Origin of the sequence: Pseudomonas sp. CCNWLW23 (genome assembly GCF_037095675.1) — a bacterium.
Taxonomy (GTDB): domain Bacteria; phylum Pseudomonadota; class Gammaproteobacteria; order Pseudomonadales; family Pseudomonadaceae; genus Aquipseudomonas; species Aquipseudomonas atacamensis.
In genome coordinates this window covers 209,238-225,599 of the sequence record NZ_JBAWKM010000008.1, presented here as the reverse complement: position 1 = coordinate 225,599, position 16,362 = coordinate 209,238, and the positions used below count along the sequence as shown (strand labels likewise).

At 60.2% G+C, this 16,362-nt stretch carries 21 protein-coding genes; 10 read left to right on the top strand and 11 right to left on the bottom strand.

Annotated elements, in window-relative coordinates:
- Positions 1–180: 180 nt before the first annotated feature.
- The 10 genes from hisC to V8J63_RS13225 all read right to left on the bottom strand — a co-directional run bounded on the left by hisC (position 181) and on the right by V8J63_RS13225 (position 8,147).
- Positions 181–1,233, bottom strand: coding sequence for a histidinol-phosphate transaminase (gene hisC / locus V8J63_RS13270; RefSeq protein WP_016771666.1), 1,053 nt, complete (start codon positions 1,231–1,233; stop codon positions 181–183).
- A 3-nt stretch (positions 1,234–1,236) separates the two neighbouring features.
- Positions 1,237–2,574, bottom strand: a complete 1,338-nt coding sequence (gene hisD / locus V8J63_RS13265) for a histidinol dehydrogenase (RefSeq protein ID WP_016771667.1) — start codon at positions 2,572–2,574, stop codon at positions 1,237–1,239.
- A gap of 125 nt (positions 2,575–2,699) precedes the next feature.
- On the bottom strand, positions 2,700–3,335 hold the full coding sequence (gene hisG / locus V8J63_RS13260; RefSeq protein WP_016771668.1) for an ATP phosphoribosyltransferase: 636 nt from the start codon (positions 3,333–3,335) through the stop codon (positions 2,700–2,702).
- Positions 3,336–3,463: 128 nt separating this feature from the next.
- Positions 3,464–4,729: a UDP-N-acetylglucosamine 1-carboxyvinyltransferase gene (gene murA, locus V8J63_RS13255; RefSeq protein ID WP_016771669.1), complete on the bottom strand. Its 1,266-nt coding sequence runs from the start codon at positions 4,727–4,729 to the stop codon at positions 3,464–3,466.
- Positions 4,730–4,751: 22 nt separating this feature from the next.
- A complete protein-coding gene (locus tag V8J63_RS13250; RefSeq protein ID WP_016771670.1) occupies positions 4,752–4,991 on the bottom strand; it encodes a BolA family protein in 240 nt (79 codons plus the stop codon).
- 115 nt (positions 4,992–5,106) lie between these two features.
- Positions 5,107–5,412, bottom strand: coding sequence for an STAS domain-containing protein (locus tag V8J63_RS13245; protein ID WP_336464175.1), 306 nt, complete (start codon positions 5,410–5,412; stop codon positions 5,107–5,109).
- On the bottom strand, positions 5,409–6,062 hold the full coding sequence (locus V8J63_RS13240) for an MlaC/ttg2D family ABC transporter substrate-binding protein (protein WP_110603726.1): 654 nt from the start codon (positions 6,060–6,062) through the stop codon (positions 5,409–5,411). Before V8J63_RS13240 ends, V8J63_RS13245 begins: the two co-directional genes overlap by 4 nt.
- Before the next feature lie 11 nt (positions 6,063–6,073).
- Positions 6,074–6,541: an outer membrane lipid asymmetry maintenance protein MlaD gene (gene mlaD, locus V8J63_RS13235; protein WP_016771673.1), complete on the bottom strand. Its 468-nt coding sequence runs from the start codon at positions 6,539–6,541 to the stop codon at positions 6,074–6,076.
- Positions 6,541–7,338, bottom strand: a complete 798-nt coding sequence (gene mlaE / locus V8J63_RS13230) for a lipid asymmetry maintenance ABC transporter permease subunit MlaE (RefSeq protein WP_016771674.1) — start codon at positions 7,336–7,338, stop codon at positions 6,541–6,543. Before mlaE ends, mlaD begins: the two co-directional genes overlap by 1 nt.
- On the bottom strand, positions 7,338–8,147 hold the full coding sequence (locus tag V8J63_RS13225) for an ATP-binding cassette domain-containing protein (RefSeq protein ID WP_056782943.1): 810 nt from the start codon (positions 8,145–8,147) through the stop codon (positions 7,338–7,340). Before V8J63_RS13225 ends, mlaE begins: the two co-directional genes overlap by 1 nt.
- A gap of 272 nt (positions 8,148–8,419) precedes the next feature.
- On the opposite strand from V8J63_RS13225, the gene V8J63_RS13220 reads away from it, so the two are divergent.
- From V8J63_RS13220 to V8J63_RS13175, 10 genes are all read left to right on the top strand, one after another.
- Positions 8,420–9,394, top strand: coding sequence for a KpsF/GutQ family sugar-phosphate isomerase (locus V8J63_RS13220; protein ID WP_024011623.1), 975 nt, complete (start codon positions 8,420–8,422; stop codon positions 9,392–9,394).
- On the top strand, positions 9,394–9,918 hold the full coding sequence (locus V8J63_RS13215) for a KdsC family phosphatase (protein ID WP_016771677.1): 525 nt from the start codon (positions 9,394–9,396) through the stop codon (positions 9,916–9,918). Before V8J63_RS13220 ends, V8J63_RS13215 begins: the two co-directional genes overlap by 1 nt.
- Positions 9,919–9,926: 8 nt before the next feature.
- Positions 9,927–10,499, top strand: a complete 573-nt coding sequence (lptC, locus tag V8J63_RS13210; RefSeq protein ID WP_041477980.1) for an LPS export ABC transporter periplasmic protein LptC — start codon at positions 9,927–9,929, stop codon at positions 10,497–10,499.
- Positions 10,486–11,031 carry a lipopolysaccharide transport periplasmic protein LptA gene (gene lptA / locus V8J63_RS13205; RefSeq protein ID WP_130888596.1) on the top strand — a complete coding sequence of 182 codons (546 nt, stop codon included), beginning with the start codon at positions 10,486–10,488 and terminating at the stop codon, positions 11,029–11,031. Before lptC ends, lptA begins: the two co-directional genes overlap by 14 nt.
- Positions 11,031–11,756 (top strand): LPS export ABC transporter ATP-binding protein, encoded by a 726-nt coding sequence (gene lptB, locus V8J63_RS13200; RefSeq protein WP_024011621.1) that lies wholly within the window; start codon positions 11,031–11,033, stop codon positions 11,754–11,756. The genes lptA and lptB overlap by 1 nt, the downstream gene beginning before the upstream one ends.
- 166 nt (positions 11,757–11,922) lie before the next feature.
- Positions 11,923–13,413 (top strand): RNA polymerase factor sigma-54, encoded by a 1,491-nt coding sequence (locus V8J63_RS13195; RefSeq protein ID WP_130888597.1) that lies wholly within the window; start codon positions 11,923–11,925, stop codon positions 13,411–13,413.
- A 73-nt stretch (positions 13,414–13,486) separates the two neighbouring features.
- Positions 13,487–13,795, top strand: coding sequence for a ribosome hibernation-promoting factor, HPF/YfiA family (hpf, locus tag V8J63_RS13190; protein ID WP_007912419.1), 309 nt, complete (start codon positions 13,487–13,489; stop codon positions 13,793–13,795).
- A gap of 12 nt (positions 13,796–13,807) precedes the next feature.
- Positions 13,808–14,272, top strand: coding sequence for a PTS IIA-like nitrogen regulatory protein PtsN (gene ptsN / locus V8J63_RS13185; protein ID WP_016771683.1), 465 nt, complete (start codon positions 13,808–13,810; stop codon positions 14,270–14,272).
- A gap of 2 nt (positions 14,273–14,274) precedes the next feature.
- The gene (gene rapZ, locus V8J63_RS13180) at positions 14,275–15,132 is read left to right on the top strand and encodes an RNase adapter RapZ (protein WP_076565860.1); all 858 of its coding nucleotides are present in this window, start codon (positions 14,275–14,277) and stop codon (positions 15,130–15,132) included.
- Between the two features lie 15 nt (positions 15,133–15,147).
- Positions 15,148–15,423: an HPr family phosphocarrier protein gene (locus V8J63_RS13175; protein WP_016771685.1), complete on the top strand. Its 276-nt coding sequence runs from the start codon at positions 15,148–15,150 to the stop codon at positions 15,421–15,423.
- Positions 15,424–15,457: 34 nt separating this feature from the next.
- Here the strand turns inward: V8J63_RS13175 and V8J63_RS13170 are convergent, their stop codons facing one another.
- The gene (locus V8J63_RS13170) at positions 15,458–16,351 is read right to left on the bottom strand and encodes a ZIP family metal transporter (RefSeq protein WP_130888599.1); all 894 of its coding nucleotides are present in this window, start codon (positions 16,349–16,351) and stop codon (positions 15,458–15,460) included.
- Positions 16,352–16,362: the final 11 nt, after the last annotated feature.

Genomic DNA, 16,362 nt, shown 5'->3' with positions numbered 1-16,362 from the left:
CCCCAGCCCTCTCCCAGAGGGAGAGGGAGCCGACCGAGTTGTCTTGCGGGATACATCGACCTGAAAGACCGAGTCGATTATGGATTCGGTAAACCAAATTCAGGTCGGTGAAATTCTGCAATATTCCCCATTCAGTCCCCTCTCCCTCCGGGAGAGGGCTAGGGTGAGGGGCTTTTGCTTTTAGAGGTCGCCAAGGCCGTCGATCAACGCCTGATTCTGCTCCGGCGTACCCACCGATATCCGCAGGAACTGCGCAATCCGCTCCTGCTTGAAGTGCCGCACGATCACGCCCTGCTCGCGCAGCTTGGCCGCCAGGCCCGCCGCATCATGCTGCGGGTGGCGAGCGAAGATGAAGTTGGCCGCCGACGGCAGCACTTCAAAGCCTTTAGCCTGCAACTGCGCCACCACCCATTCGCGGCTCTCGATCACCTGACGACAGGTCTTGTCGAAATACTCGCGATCTGCAAACGCCGCCGCCGCGCCGACAATCGCCAGACGATCCAGTGGATAAGAGTTGAAGCTGTTCTTGATCCGCTCCAGCGCTTCGATCAGGTCCGGATGCCCTACCGCCAGACCGACACGCAGGCCGGCCAGCGAGCGTGACTTGGACAGCGTCTGCGTCACCAGCAGATTCGGATAGCGATCCACCAGACTGATCGCCGTCTCGCCGCCGAAGTCGATGTACGCCTCATCCACGACCACGACCGAATCAGGACTGGCCTTGAGGATTTGCTCGACCGCGTCCAGCGCCAGCAGGCAGCCGGTCGGGGCGTTCGGGTTGGGAAAAATGATCCCGCCATTCGGTTTGGCGTAGTCGGCCGGATTGATCTGGAACTGCGCATCCAGCGGCACCGCATCGAATTCAATGCCGTACAGACCGCAGTAGACCGGATAGAAGCTGTAGCTGATGTCCGGGAACAGCAGCGGCTGATCGTGTTGCAGCAAGCCGTGGAAGATGTGCGCAAGCACTTCGTCCGAACCGTTGCCGAGGAACACCTGACTGGTTTGCACGCCGTAGTATTCGGCCACGGCGTTTTTCAGCAGATCACTGTTCGGGTCCGGGTACAGGCGCAGGTTGTCGTTGAGCTCGGCTTGCATCGCCGCCAGTGCTTTTGGCGACGGGCCATACGGATTTTCGTTGGTATTGAGCTTGACCAGTTTGGTCAGCTTCGGCTGTTCGCCCGGCACGTAGGGCACCAGATCCTTGACGAACGGGCTCCAGAATTTACTCATCGCTCAGTTCCCCTGCCCTTTCAGAAAGTCTTGGTCTTTGATGCGGTACTCGGCGCTGCGTGCGTGGGCGCTCAGCGATTCACCACGGGCCAGTACCGATGCTGTTTTGCCCAGCTCGGAAGCGCCGGCCTCGGAGCAGAAGATGATCGACGAGCGCTTCTGGAAGTCGTAGACACCCAGCGGCGAGGAGAACCGCGCGGTGCCGGAAGTCGGCAACACGTGGTTCGGGCCGGCGCAGTAATCGCCCAACGCTTCGGAAGTGTGGCGGCCCATGAAGATCGCACCGGCGTGGCGGATCTGCGGCAGCCAGGCTTGTGGATCAGCGACCGACAATTCCAGGTGTTCCGGGGCGATGCGGTTGGCGACTTCGATGGCTTGGGCCATGTCGCTCACCTGAATCAGCGCACCACGGCCATTGATTGAAGTTTCGATGATGGTCGCGCGGTCCATGGTCGGCAGCAGTTTGTCGATGCTCGCGGCCACCTTGTCGAGGAACTCGGCGTCCGGGCTGACCAGAATCGCTTGCGCGTCTTCGTCGTGCTCGGCCTGAGAGAACAGGTCCATGGCAATCCAGTCCGGATCGGTCTGGCCGTCGCAGACCACGAGGATTTCCGAAGGGCCGGCGATCATGTCGATGCCGACCTGGCCGAACACATGGCGCTTGGCCGTGGCTACATAGATATTGCCCGGGCCGACAACCTTGTCGACACGCGGCACGCTTTCGGTGCCATAAGCCAGTGCGGCAACCGCTTGCGCGCCGCCGATGGTGAACACGCGGTCGACACCGGCGATGCAGGCAGCGGCCAGCACCAGCTCGTTGATTTCACCGCGCGGGGTCGGCACGACCATGACCACTTCGGTCACGCCGGCCACCTTGGCCGGAATCGCGTTCATCAATACCGACGACGGATACGAGGCCTTGCCGCCCGGCACGTACAGGCCGGCACGATCCAGCGGCGTGACTTTCTGGCCGAGCACCGTGCCGTCAGCCTCGGTGTAGCTCCAGGAATCCTGCTTCTGTTTTTCGTGATAGCTGCGCACGCGGGCGGCGGCTTTTTCCAAGGCCTCGCGTTGCGGCACAGTGATGCGGGTCAAAGCCAGTTCAAGGCGCTCGCGCGGCAGGATCAGGTCGGCCATCGAGGCGACTTCAAGACCGTCGAACTTCTGGGTGAATTCGACCAGCGCCGCGTCACCGCGCTCGCGCACAGCCTTGATGATGTCGAGCACGCGCTGATTGACCGAGTCGTCAGACACACTTTCCCAGCTCAGCAGATGATCCAGATGATGCGCGAAATCCGGGTCAGCAGCGTTGAGTCGGCGAATTGCAGTGGTTGCGGTCATAGCGAGAGCCTCATAGGAATGGCAAATAACTCAGGCGCCCGAAACTAGCATTCGATCCGCTTGGGCACCTGAGAATTCTGGCTATGAGGCGGATAGACGGCGCGGCCTCGGGCCGCGCAGGTAGATCAGCCGCGGTGTCGCGATTCCACTGCGTTGCGCAGGGTGTCGATCAACGCCTGGATTCGGGCGTGCTGCATTTTCATTGAAGCCTTGTTGACCACCAGACGCGAGCTGATCGTGGCGATCAGTTCCTGGGGTTCCAGGCCGTTGGCGCGCAGGGTGTTACCGGTGTCGACCACGTCGATGATCTTGTCGGCCAGCCCGATCAGCGGCGCCAGCTCCATCGAGCCGTACAGCTTGATGATGTCGACCTGACGGCCCTGCTCGGCATAATAACGCTTGGCAACGTTGACGAACTTGGTCGCCACGCGCAGACGGCCCTTGGGCTCGGCCGCGCCGATCTTGCCGGCGGTCATCAGCTTGCACTGGGCGATCTGCAGGTCCAGCGGCTCGTACAGGCCCTGGCCGCTGTATTCCATCAGCACGTCCTTACCGGCGACGCCGAGGTCGGCCGCGCCATGCTCGACATAGGTCGGCACGTCGGTGGCACGCACGATCAGCAGACGCACGTCGTCCTGGGTCGTGGGAATGATCAGCTTGCGGCTCTTGTCCGGATTCTCGGTCGGCACGATGCCCGCTTCAGCGAGAAGCGGCAGGGTGTCGTCAAGGATGCGGCCCTTGGACAGTGCGATGGTCAACATGGGAAACGTCAGTCCTTATCAAGGTACTCATGCCCGGTCGCAATCGGCGCCGGACATACATCGAGGGTGCGTACACCCTCGACTCGAAACGAATTCAGTGGACACGTCCCTGTGTCCCGATGCAGCGATCAGCCCGGAACGCGGCGGATCTTGGCACCCAGCATTTGCAGTTTTTCTTCGATGCACTCGTAACCACGGTCGATGTGGTAGATGCGGTCGATCAGCGTGTCGCCTTCGGCAACCAGCGCCGAGATCACCAGGCTGGCCGACGCGCGCAGGTCGGTAGCCATGACTGGCGCGCCCTTGAGCTTCTCGATACCGGTGACGATCGCGGTGTTGCCTTCAACCTGGATGTGCGCGCCCATGCGGTGCAGCTCGTACACGTGCATGAAACGGTTTTCGAAGATCGTCTCGATCACCGCACCAGTACCTTCGGCAATGGCGTTGAGCGAGATGAACTGCGCCTGCATGTCGGTCGGGAACGCCGGGTACGGCGCAGTGCGCACGTTGACCGCTTTCGGGCGCTTGCCGTGCATGTTCAGCTCGATCCAGTCTTCACCGCAGGTGATTTCCGCACCGGCCTCACGCAGCTTTTCCAGCACCGCTTCGAGGATGGTCGGATCGGTGTCCTTGACCTTGACGCGACCACCGGTCACGGCAGCGGCGACCAGGTAGGTGCCGGTTTCGATACGGTCAGGCATGACTTTGTAGAAAGCCGAACCCAGCCGCTCGACGCCATCGATGGTGATGGTGTCGGTGCCGGCTCCGGAAACCTTGGCGCCCATGGCATTGAGGAAGTTCGCCAGGTCGACTACTTCAGGCTCGCGCGCGGCGTTCTGCAACACGCTGCGGCCCTTGGCCAGAGCAGCGGCCATCATGATGTTTTCGGTACCGGTCACGCTGACGGTGTCGAAGAAGAAGTGCGCGCCGCGCAGGCCGCCTTCAGGCGCCTTGGCCTTGATGTAGCCGCCTTCGACGTCGATGACCGCGCCCATGGCTTCCAGACCGCGAATGTGCAGGTCGACCGGACGCGAACCGATGGCGCAACCACCAGGCAGTGCGACTTCGGCTTCACCGAAACGCGCGACCATAGGACCCAGTACCAGGATCGACGCACGCATGGTTTTCACCAGTTCGTACGGGGCGATCAGGGTCTTGATGGTGCGCGGGTCGATTTCGACGCTGAGCTTCTCGTCGATCACCGGCTCGATGCCCATGCGCCCGAACAGCTCGATCATGGTGGTGATGTCGTGCAGGTGCGGCAGGTTGCCGACGGTGACCGGGCCATCGCACAGCAAGGTCGCAGCCAGAATCGGCAGGGCGGAGTTCTTCGCGCCGGAAATGCGGATCTCGCCATCAAGACGAGCGCCACCGGTAATAATCAATTTATCCATTAGTATCTCGACGCCCTAGGGCTCAGGTGCGCTCGGCCCAGGCCGCGCGGCTGAAAAATTTCATAGTGACCGCATGGATGCTGCCATCGGTGATCCATGGGTTCAAATGGGCATAGACCTGCTGCTGACGCTTCACCGGGCTCAACGCCGCCAGTTCATCGCTAATCACGTTCAGCTGGAAGTTGCAGCCTTCGCCTTCAACTTCTACCAGCGTTCCTGGCAGCTTTCCTTCAAGGAAGCTCTTCACTTCTACGGCCTGCATGCTCAACCTCAATCGGCGCCCTGTGCGCACGGGTCGGACATCATACAAAAAAGCCCCGCGCCTGCGAACCCCGCAACGCAGGACTCTGACGGGGGGCTTCTTTATAGATGATGGTTCAGGGTTGCGCCAACAACTCGGTCAATTCACTGACCTGAGCGATTTCAAGCATGTCGTCAGGCATCGCGCGAATGCTGACGGCCTTGCCGGCCGCCTGCGCATCACGCATGAAGCACAGTAGCAACGACAGGCCGACGCTGCTGGACTTCTGCACCGCCGAACAATCGATGACCAGCGCCGATGCCTTGCTCGACTTGATCAGCGCCTGCCCTTCCTTGCGCAGGTCGGACCCGGTGCGGTAATCCAGCACGCCGCTGAGCACCAGCTCGTCGACATCACTCATACGAACTGCCGCCTCACTCATTGCGCTGGCTTCGCGGCGGCTTTGTCGGTTTCCTGCTTGGCCTTGGCCACTTCACCGGCCCAGCCATCGATGGTCTTGTCCAGATCGTTGCCATTGCGTTGCATGGCGTCGGCGAACTGGTCACGGAACAGCTTGCCGATATTGATGCCGTTGATGATCACGTTGCGCAGTTTCCACTCGCCGCTGATCTTCTCAAGCGTGTATTGCACCGGATAGATCGCGCCGTTGCTGCCCTTGACGGTCATGTTGACGCTGGTGCGCTCGCCCGATTCGTCTTTGGCCGGGTCAACGGTAATACCCTGGTTGTTGTATTCCAGCAAAGCGTTGCCGTAGAACTGGAACAGACCGCGCTTGAAGTTTTCCTGAAAGCGCTGCATCTGCTCAGGCGTGGCCTTGCGCGAATACTTCACGGTCATGATGCTTTTGGAGATGCCCTCGGCATCCACCACTGGCCCCACAATGTTGTTGAGCGCCGCATAGAAATCCTGCGGATCCTGCTTGTACTTCTCTTTGTTTGCCTGCAAGTCGGCAAGCATCCGGTTCGTGGTGTCCTGAATCAGGTCATGAGCCGATTGCCCCGGTGCAGCATTAGCCATCAACGGCAGGGCCGCGAGCAACACCAACAGGCCACGTCGCAAGATAGAGATCATTCAAAAGCTCCTCATTTGGCGTCTTTGCTAACGGTATTGAGCAGGAATTTACCGATCAGGTCTTCCAGTACCAGTGACGACTGCGTGTCGTGGATGGTTCCACCGTCTTTCAACTGGGTGTCTTCACCGCCGACGCTGATACCGATGTATTTCTCGCCCAGCAGACCCGCGGTCAGGATAGACGCTGTGGAATCGACCGGCAGGTTGTCGACCTTTTTATCCACTTGCAGCGTGACCCGACCAGTGAAGCTGTCGCGATCCAGATCGATAGCGGTGACCTTGCCGATGGTCACCCCGGCCATGGTCACTTTGGCTCTGACCGTCAGACCGGCGATATTGTCGAAATATGCATACAACTTGTAAGTGTCGGTGGACGAAGTCGGAGACAGGCCGCTGACGCGCAAGGCGAGCAGCAGCAAAGCCAGGATCCCTGCCAGCAGGAACAGGCCGACACCGATTTCCAGGGTGCGGTTTTGCATCAGAAATCTCCAAACATCAAAGCGGTCAGAATAAAGTCCAGACCGAGCACTGCCAGCGAGGCAAACACCACGGTCTTGGTGGTGGCACGACTGATCCCCTCGGAAGTGGGTTCACAGTCATAGCCTTGGAATACGGCGATCCAGGTCACGACGAAGGCGAAAACGACACTTTTGATCACGCCATTGAGCACGTCACTGGTGAAGTTCACGCTGTTCTGCATGTTCGCCCAGTACGAGCCTTCATAAACGCCCAGCCAGTCGACTGCCACCCACGAACCGCCCCAGATGCCGACGACGCTGAAGATCATCGCCAGCACCGGCAGGGAAATGAAGCCGGCCCACAGGCGCGGGGCAATGATGTACTTGAGCGGATCGACACCGATCATTTCCAGGCTGGACAACTGCTCGGTGGATTTCATGTTGCCGATCTCGGCGGTCAACGCCGAACCGGCCCGCCCGGCAAACAGCAACGCCGTGACCACCGGCCCCAGTTCACGCAGCAGCGTCAGGGCGACCATCTGCCCCACCGCCTGCTCTGAACCATAGCTGGAAAGAATGCTGAAGCCCTGCAACGCCAGGACCATGCCGATGAAAATGCCGGAGACCACGATGATCACCAGCGACATGACGCCGACCGAATGCAGCTGCTTGACCAGCAGGCCGAAACCACCGCTGATACCGCCACGGCCCAGCAGGGCGTGAAACAGGAACAGGGTCGCCCGACCAAACACCGCGACCGCGTCGATCGCCGATTCGCCGAACCGACGCACGCGTTCCATCAATGAAATTCTGCGCATCAACGCTTCCCCAGAAGATCTGCGCGGTAATCCGTCGCTGGAAAGTGATACGGCACCGGGCCATCGGGATCACCGGTCATGAACTGGCGGATACGCGGATCATCGGAATTCATCAGCTCATCCGGTGTGCCTTGGCCCAGCACCTGACCATCGCCCACGACATAGATGTAGTCGGCAATGCTCGCGGTTTCCGCCAGATCGTGCGAAACCACGATGCTGGTGATTCCCAGAGCATCGTTGAGCAGGCGGATCAGGCGCACTAACACGCCCATGGCGATCGGGTCCTGGCCCACGAAGGGCTCGTCGTACATGAGAATCTGCGGGTCGAGGGCAATCGCCCGGGCCAATGCTACACGGCGCTTCATGCCGCCGGACAGTTCGTCCGGCATCAGATCGATGGCGCCACGCAGGCCCACGGCCTGCAATTTCAGCAGGACGATGTCGCGGATCATGTCTTCCGGCAGTTGCGTGTGCACCCGCAACGGAAAGGCCACGTTCTCGAACACATCGAGATCGGTAAACAGCGCACCGCTCTGAAACAGCACGCCCATGTGCTTGCGCGCATCGAACAGATCGCTGCGCGACAGCGTCGGCAGGTTCTGCCCGTTGACCCAGACTTCGCCGCCGGACGGCCGCAACTGCGCGCCCATCAGGCGCAGCAGCGTGGTCTTGCCGCAGCCGGAAGGCCCCATGATGCCGGTGACCTTGCCGCGCGGGATGCGGATATCGACGTTATTGAAAATGCTCCGCGCACCGCGCTTGAAGGAGACTCCCTTCAGCTCGACCGCGTAGGCGTTATCGGCACTCATCTAAACTCCTTGCGATGCAGCCTCTCACTGGGATGCCAGACTTTCCTCGGAAACACCTGCATCCCGGGCAGGCCGAACTGGCGGCGAACTATATCACTGCAAAGGCTGAGCGCCCAAGCGAGAACCCGGCCAAGATCGCCGACTGAAGAGGGCCCGAGCGAGTTTCAGAGGGTTTTGGTAACCAGTAATGACAAAGCACGTCGAACTTGCGTGAGGCTTTGCCACATAACCGCTATAATCGCCGCCTTTTCATCGGCCCATACGATTCTGACATGAGCAAAACCCGCGACCTGATTCAATCGGCACAACGCACCATCCGCCTCGAAGTGGAAGCCGTCCAAGGCTTGATGGCCCATATCGACGCCGATTTCGTACGCGCTTGCGAGATGATTCTGGCCAGCAAGGGCCGCGTGGTCGTGGTCGGCATGGGCAAATCCGGGCACATCGGCAACAAGATCGCCGCCACCCTGGCCAGCACCGGCACCCCGGCGTTTTTCGTGCATCCGGCCGAAGCCAGCCATGGCGACATGGGCATGATCACCCGCGACGATGTGATTCTGGCCCTGTCGAACTCCGGCTCGACCAACGAAATCGTGACGCTGCTGCCATTGATCAAACGCCTCGGCATCCAGCTGATCAGCGTCACCGGTAATCCGCAGTCGCCATTGGCGAAGGCTGCCGAGGTCAATCTCAATGTGCATGTCGAGCACGAAGCCTGTCCGTTGAATCTGGCGCCGACCTCTTCTACTACTGCAGCGCTGGTCATGGGCGATGCCCTCGCCGTGGCCTTGCTGGAAGCGCGTGGTTTCACCGCTGAAGATTTTGCCTTCTCGCATCCCGGCGGCGCCCTTGGCCGTCGCCTGTTGCTGAAAGTGGAAAACGTCATGCACGCCGGGCAGGAGCTGCCGCAAGTACAACGCGGCACCCTGCTCAAAGACGCGCTGATGGAAATGACGCGCAAGGGTCTGGGCATGACCGCTATTATTGAAGCCGATGGCAAGCTCGCCGGGATCTTCACTGACGGTGATTTGCGCCGCACCCTGGATCGCGCCATCGACATCCGCAGCGCCACCATCGATCAGGTGATGACCGCACACGGCAAGACCGCCCGGCCCGACATGCTCGCCGCCGAAGCCCTGAAAATCATGGAAGACCATCGAATCAACGCTCTGGTAGTCGTCGACGAGGAGGATCGCCCGATCGGCGCCTTCAACCTCTCCGATCTGCTGCGCGCAGGAGTCATGTAATGAGCAACGATCTGCTGCAACGCGGCAAAGCGATCAAACTGGCAGTATTCGACGTCGACGGTGTGCTCACCGACGGGCGCCTGTACTTCCTCGAAGACGGCAGCGAGTTCAAGACCTTCAACACCCTCGACGGCCAGGGCATCAAGATGCTGATGAATGCCGGCGTACAAACCGCGATCATCAGCGGTCGCAAGACCCCGGTGGTCGAGCGCCGCGCGAAGAACCTCGGCATCCCGCACCTGTTTCAGGGGCGTGAAGACAAACTGGTGGTGCTCGACGGCCTGCTCGCGCAACTGGGCCTAAGCTATGAAGAAGTCGCTTATCTGGGTGACGATCTGCCAGACTTGCCGGTGATCCGCCGTGTAGGGCTGGGCATGGCGGTGGCCAACGCTGCCGATTTCGTCCGGGAACACGCCCACGGCGTTACCCGCGCCCGTGGCGGCGAAGGTGCCGCCCGCGAATTCTGCGAATTGATCCTGCGCGCCCAGGGCCGCCTCGAAGCGGCCAACGCCGCGTACCTGTGAGCCTGACCATGTTTAGCAAAAAGTTTCGCAACTTCCTGCTGTTCGGCTGCATCGCGGCGATTTTCGCTGCGGTCGGCTATTGGAACATCAGCCCGGAACGCTTCCTCGACAAGCCACCGGTTTCGGCTGCCGAGAATCCGATCGACTGGTACGCGACCAACACGCATACCATTCAGTACCTGCCCGACGGCAAGGTGCAGTACGAGATGACTTCCGACAAGGCCGAGCACGTCAAGGCAACCGACATCACCCTGGTGACCAAGCCTGATTTGAACATGTACCGCGGCACCGACTTCCCGTGGCACGTGACCAGTGAGCGCGGCGAGGTGAATTCCGGCGGTACCGAAGTGGAATTGATCGACTCGGTACGCGTACAGCGCACCGACGAGAAACAGCGCGGCACCCTGATCACCAGCACCCGCATGACCGTGTTCCCGCAGCAGGAATATGCGCAGACTGCGCAACCCGTTAGAATCGAGGGCGCTGGCGGTGTATCGACTGGCGTCGGAATGAAAGCGTACTTGAAGGACAGCAGGATACACCTGCAATCGAACGTAAGAGGACAGTATGAGGCTCGTTAAAACCCTCCCTATTTTGCTCAGTCTGGGCGCAGCACTGGGAAGCGCGAGCGCCTGGTCCCTGCCGAACGATCAGGAGCAGCCTATCCGCATTCAGGCCGACGACGCCCAACTGGACGACAAGAATGGCATCGCCACTTATAAAGGTGACGTGGTCATTACCCAGGGTTCGATGATCGTCAAAGGCAACACCGTGACCATGACTCGCGCGCCCAATGGCGACATCGATGTGGTGACCTCGGTGGGCAACCTGGCCTACTTCGAGCAGTTGCAGACCCAGGGCGACGCCAACCCGGTCAAGGGCTACGGCGTGACGATTCAATACCACGCCCAACAGAACCGTGTGGTGCTGATCGACAAGGCCAAGGTTATCGACAAGGATAACAACGTCACCCAGGGCGAAAAAATCGTCTACGACACCGTGAAGAAACTGGCCAGCGCCGGTCGCGCCACGGGCAGCAAGGTCACCGAATCGCGTCCGCGCATCGACATGGTGATCCAGCCGAAGAAGAAAACCGAAGAGAAATCCCAGTAATGGCAACTCTGAAAGCTCAGCACCTGGCCAAGGCCTATAAAAGCCGCCAGGTCGTGCGTGACGTCAGCCTGTCGATCGACAGCGGGCAGATCGTCGGCTTGCTCGGCCCGAACGGCGCTGGCAAGACGACCTGTTTCTACATGATCGTCGGCCTGGTGCAGGCGGATCAGGGCCGCGTGCTGATCGATGATCTGGACGTCAGCCATCAGCCGATGCACGGCCGCGCCAAGGCCGGTATCGGCTATCTGCCGCAAGAAGCGTCGATCTTCCGCAAACTGTCGGTCGCCGACAACATCATGGCGATCCTCGAGACCCGCCCGGAACTCGACAAGGCCGGTCGTCGCAAGGAGCTGGAAAGCCTGCTGCAGGAATTCCACATCAGCCACATCCGCGACAACCTCGGCATGAGCCTGTCCGGTGGTGAACGCCGCCGAGTGGAAATTGCTCGCGCGTTGGCCACTGCGCCGAAGTTCATCCTGCTCGACGAACCGTTCGCCGGTGTCGACCCGATCTCGGTCGGCGACATCAAGCAGATCATCCATCACCTCAAGGCCAAGGGCATCGGTGTGCTGATCACCGACCACAACGTCCGTGAGACGCTGGACATCTGCGAAACCGCTTACATCGTCAACGACGGTCAACTGATCGCTGAAGGCGATGCCGAAACCATCCTGGCCAACGATCTGGTCAAGGAAGTGTATCTGGGTCACGAGTTCCGCCTGTAAGCGCGACAGCGCTGTATCGATTCAAGGCGCATTTATCCGCTTTAATTGTTACAGCGCTCTAGGCAAACACTTCAGTTTCAGGCATATAATTTGCTTAAGTTTGGCGCTTCGGCGCCCTGTAGTGGATGGCGCAAAGCGCCGGCGAATAAGGTGTTAAGCCCCTGCCATGAAACCATCGCTAGTCTTGAGAATGGGCCAGCAGCTGACGATGACACCGCAGCTGCAACAGGCCATCCGCCTGCTCCAATTGTCGACCCTGGACCTGCAACAGGAGATCCAGGAGGCTCTGGAATCCAATCCGATGCTCGAGCGCCAGGAAGAAGGCGACGACTTCGACAACGCCGATCCTCTGGCCGACAACGCCGAACAGAAGCCCGCCGAAATCCAGGAACCCTCCTACCAGGAAACCGCCCCGACGGTGGACAACCTTGAGGATGGCGAATGGAACGAGCGCATCCCCAACGAACTGCCAGTGGATACCGCCTGGGAAGACGTCTACCAGACCAGCGCCAGCAGCCTGCCCAGCAGCGATGACGACGAGTGGGATTTCACCACCCGCACCTCGGCCGGCGAGAGCCTGCAAAGCCATCTGCTCTGGCAACTGAACCTGGCGCCGATGTCCGACACCGATCGCCTGATCGCCGTGACCCTGATCGACTGCATCAACAATCAGGGCTATCTGGACGAAACACTCGAAGAAATTCTTGAGGCGTTCGATCCTGAACTGGACATCGAGCTCGACGAGATCGAAGCCGTCCTGCATCGCATCCAGCAATTCGAGCCCGCCGGTATCGGCGCCCGCAACCTCAGCGAATGCCTGCTCCTGCAACTGCGCCAGTTGCCGGCCAAAACACCTTGGCTGGCCGAAGCCAAGCGGCTGGTCGCCGATTACATCGACCTGCTGGGCAGCCGCGATTACAGCCAGCTAATGCGCCGGATGAAGCTCAAGGAAGACGAGCTGCGCCAGGTCATCGAGCTGGTACAGAGCCTCAATCCGCGTCCGGGCTCGCAGATCGAATCAACCGAAGCCGAATACGTCATTCCCGATGTGATCGTGCGCAAGGACAACGAGCGCTGGCTGGTCGAGCTGAACCAGGAATCGGTGCCACGCCTGCGCGTCAATGCCCAGTACGCCGGGTTTGTTAAGCGTGCCGACACCAGCGCCGACAACACCTTCATGCGTAACCAGTTGCAGGAAGCCCGCTGGTTCATCAAGAGCCTGCAGAGCCGCAACGAAACCCTGATGAAAGTGGCCACGCAGATCGTCGAACATCAGCGCGGCTTCCTCGAATACGGCGACGAAGCGATGAAGCCGTTGGTATTGCATGACATCGCCGAAGCGGTCGGCATGCACGAATCGACGATTTCCCGGGTGACCACACAGAAATTCATGCATACCCCGCGCGGTATTTATGAGCTGAAATACTTTTTCTCCAGCCACGTCAGCACCTCCGAAGGCGGCGAATGCTCGTCCACGGCGATCCGCGCGATCATCAAGAAACTGGTCGCAGCGGAAAATCAGAAAAAGCCGTTGAGTGACAGCAAGATCGCTGGTTTACTGGAGGCACAAGGCATTCAGGTGGCTCGCCGCACCGTCGCCAAGTACCGCGAATCCCTCGGAATCGCGCCTTCGAGCGAACGCAAGCGGTTGATGTAAGCCACGTTACAGCGTTCCAGTGGCAGGCTTTTCGGCCTGCCGCTTTATGCACTGGCAACGAAGGAGAAGCTGTATGCAAGTCAACATCAGTGGACACCAACTGGAAGTGACCCAACCTCTGCGTTCCTACATCGAGGAAAAACTCCAGCGACTGGAGCGACATTTCGACAAGATCACCAACGTGCAGGTCACGATGTGCGTCGAAAAGCTGAAGCAGAAGATAGAAGCCACCTTGCATATCCCCGGCAGCGAAGTGGTCGCCAACGCAGAAGACACCGACATGTACGCTGCGATCGACTCACTCACCGACAAGCTGGATCGCCAACTCAAAAAGCATAAGGAAAAGACCCAGAGCCTCCTCCAGGGCGCGACCGGTCGTTAACACCCCTATCCCATGATCCGACTTGAAACCATCCTGACCCCCGGCCGTTCCCAAGTGAACGCGCCGGGCGGCAGCAAGAAAAAAGCCCTCGAACAGATTGCCAACCTGATCCACCGCGAAGTGCCGGATCTGGCGATGCAGGACGTCTTCGAGGCGCTGATCGCCCGTGAAAAACTCGGCTCCACCGGTTTTGGCAACGGCATCGCCATTCCCCACTGCCGCCTCAAGAGCTGCACGGCACCGGTCAGCGCCCTGCTGCACCTCGAAGCTCCGATTGATTTCGATGCCATCGACGGCGCCCCGGTGGACTTGTTGTTCGTGCTGCTGGTCCCGGAAGCCGCAACCGACGCGCATCTGGAGTTGTTGCGCCAGATCGCCAGCATGCTCGACCGCAAGGAAGTGCGTGACAAGCTACGCAGCGCTCCGAGCAATGAAGCCTTGTACCAGGTTGTACTGGACGAGCAGAACGGGCACTAATCATGCGTTTGATCATTGTCAGTGGCCGTTCGGGCTCGGGTAAAAGTACCGCCCTGAATGTCCTTGAGGACAACGGCTACTACTGCATCGACAATCTGCCGGCCGGTTTGCTGCCAGAACTGGCCGAGCGTGCGCTGATTCACACGGAGCTGGCGCAGCCGCTGGTCGCCGTGTCGATCGATGCACGCAACCTGCCCAGCCATCTGTCACGCTTTCCCGAGTTGCTCGAAGACGTGCGTGCCAAACACATCAAGTGCGATGTGCTGTACCTGGACGCCGACGAAGAAACCCTGCTCAAGCGTTTTTCCGAAACCCGGCGACGTCACCCGCTGAGCAATGCCAATCGCTCACTGGCCGAGGCGATTCACGATGAAACCGCCCTGCTCGGCCCGATCGCCGATCTGGCTGACCTGAAAATCAACACCACCAACCTCAATCTGTATCAACTGCGCGATACCCTGAAGTTGCGCCTGTTGAATCAGCCTGAGCCCGGCACGGCGTTTCTGGTTGAATCATTTGGCTTCAAGCGCGGCATGCCGGTCGACGCCGACCTCGTGTTCGATGTGCGCTGCCTGCCCAATCCGTACTGGAAACCGGAGCTGCGCGCTCAGTCCGGCCTCGATGCCCCTGTGGCCGAATATCTGGCGCAGCAGCCGGATGTCGAAGAAATGTATCAGGACATCTACGCCTACCTGAACAAGTGGCTACCACGCTTCGCCGCCAGCAACCGCGCCTACGTGACCATTGCCATTGGCTGCACCGGCGGGCACCACCGCTCCGTCTACCTGACCGAACGTCTGGGTCAGGCCCTGCAGAAAACCCTGAAGAACGTCCAGGTTCGCCACCGCGACCTCACCTAAAGGATCCACACCGCGATGCCTGCTCGTGAAATCGAAATCATCAATAAACTGGGTCTGCATGCCCGGGCATCGGCCAAATTCGTCGGCGTGGCCGGTCAGTATCCAGACTGCACGATTCGGGTGGGACGCACCCCTGAAACGACTGTCGACGGCAAGAGCATCATGGCAATGATGATGCTCGCGGCGGGTAAAGGCACCAAAATCCATTTGAGCACCGAAGGCGAACAGGCTCAGGAAGCCATGGACGCATTGGTCGATCTGATCGAAAGGTATTTCGACGAAGGTGAATAATCCGCGAGGCGGGGACACTGTTCCTCGCCTCCATTCACCCCAACGCCGTATCCATCACCATCATCAAACAAAACCCGACCAACAGGCCCAGACTGGCCAGCTTGTCATGCCCATGACGGCGCGATTCCGGGATCACTTCGTGGGTCACCACCAGCAACATCGCCCCGGCCGCCAACGCCAGTCCCAGCGGCAACAGCACTTGAGCCAGACTCACCAGCCACGCGCATAAGAGTGCAAATACCGGTTCGACCAGCCCAGACGCCGCGCCGATGAGAAACGCCCTGAACCGTGACATCCCCGCCCCGGCCAGCACCAACGCAATCACCAGCCCTTCCGGCACATCCTGCAACGCAATGCCCATCGCCAGACTGTCGGCGTCCGCCATCCCGCCGCCGGCAGACACGCCGACCGCCATGCCTTCTGGAATGTTGTGCGCGATGATGGCGAACACGAACAGCCAGATTCGTGGTGGAATCACCGGATGCTCCAGCGTGCCGACGAGCATCTGCGGCGAGGCACCGGAAACGCGCCGATCCACCAGATACAGACCGAACGCGCCGAGCAGGATGCCGAAGCAGATCAGGCCACTGGCGGCCCACGGCGTAAGACCAAGACTCTCCGCCGCAGCAATGCCCGGCACGATCAGCGAAAACGCCGTCGCCGCCAGCATCACCCCGGCACCAAATCCCAGCAAGGTGTCGCTGAGTGCCTGCGGCATGCGCCGGATCACCAGCACCGGCACCGCGCCAAGCGCCGTGCCCAAGGCGCAGATGGCACCGCCCTGCAAGGCGCGCAACAGCCGCGGTTCCAGATTCAGCCACTGCAAACCGTGGGCGACCAGCAAAGTCATCCCCGCCAGCAGCAACAGCGAGCCCACCGCGTAACGAAACATGCGCCCGCTGCCAATCGCCAGTGTTTCCGTGCCCATAGTCAGCCCTG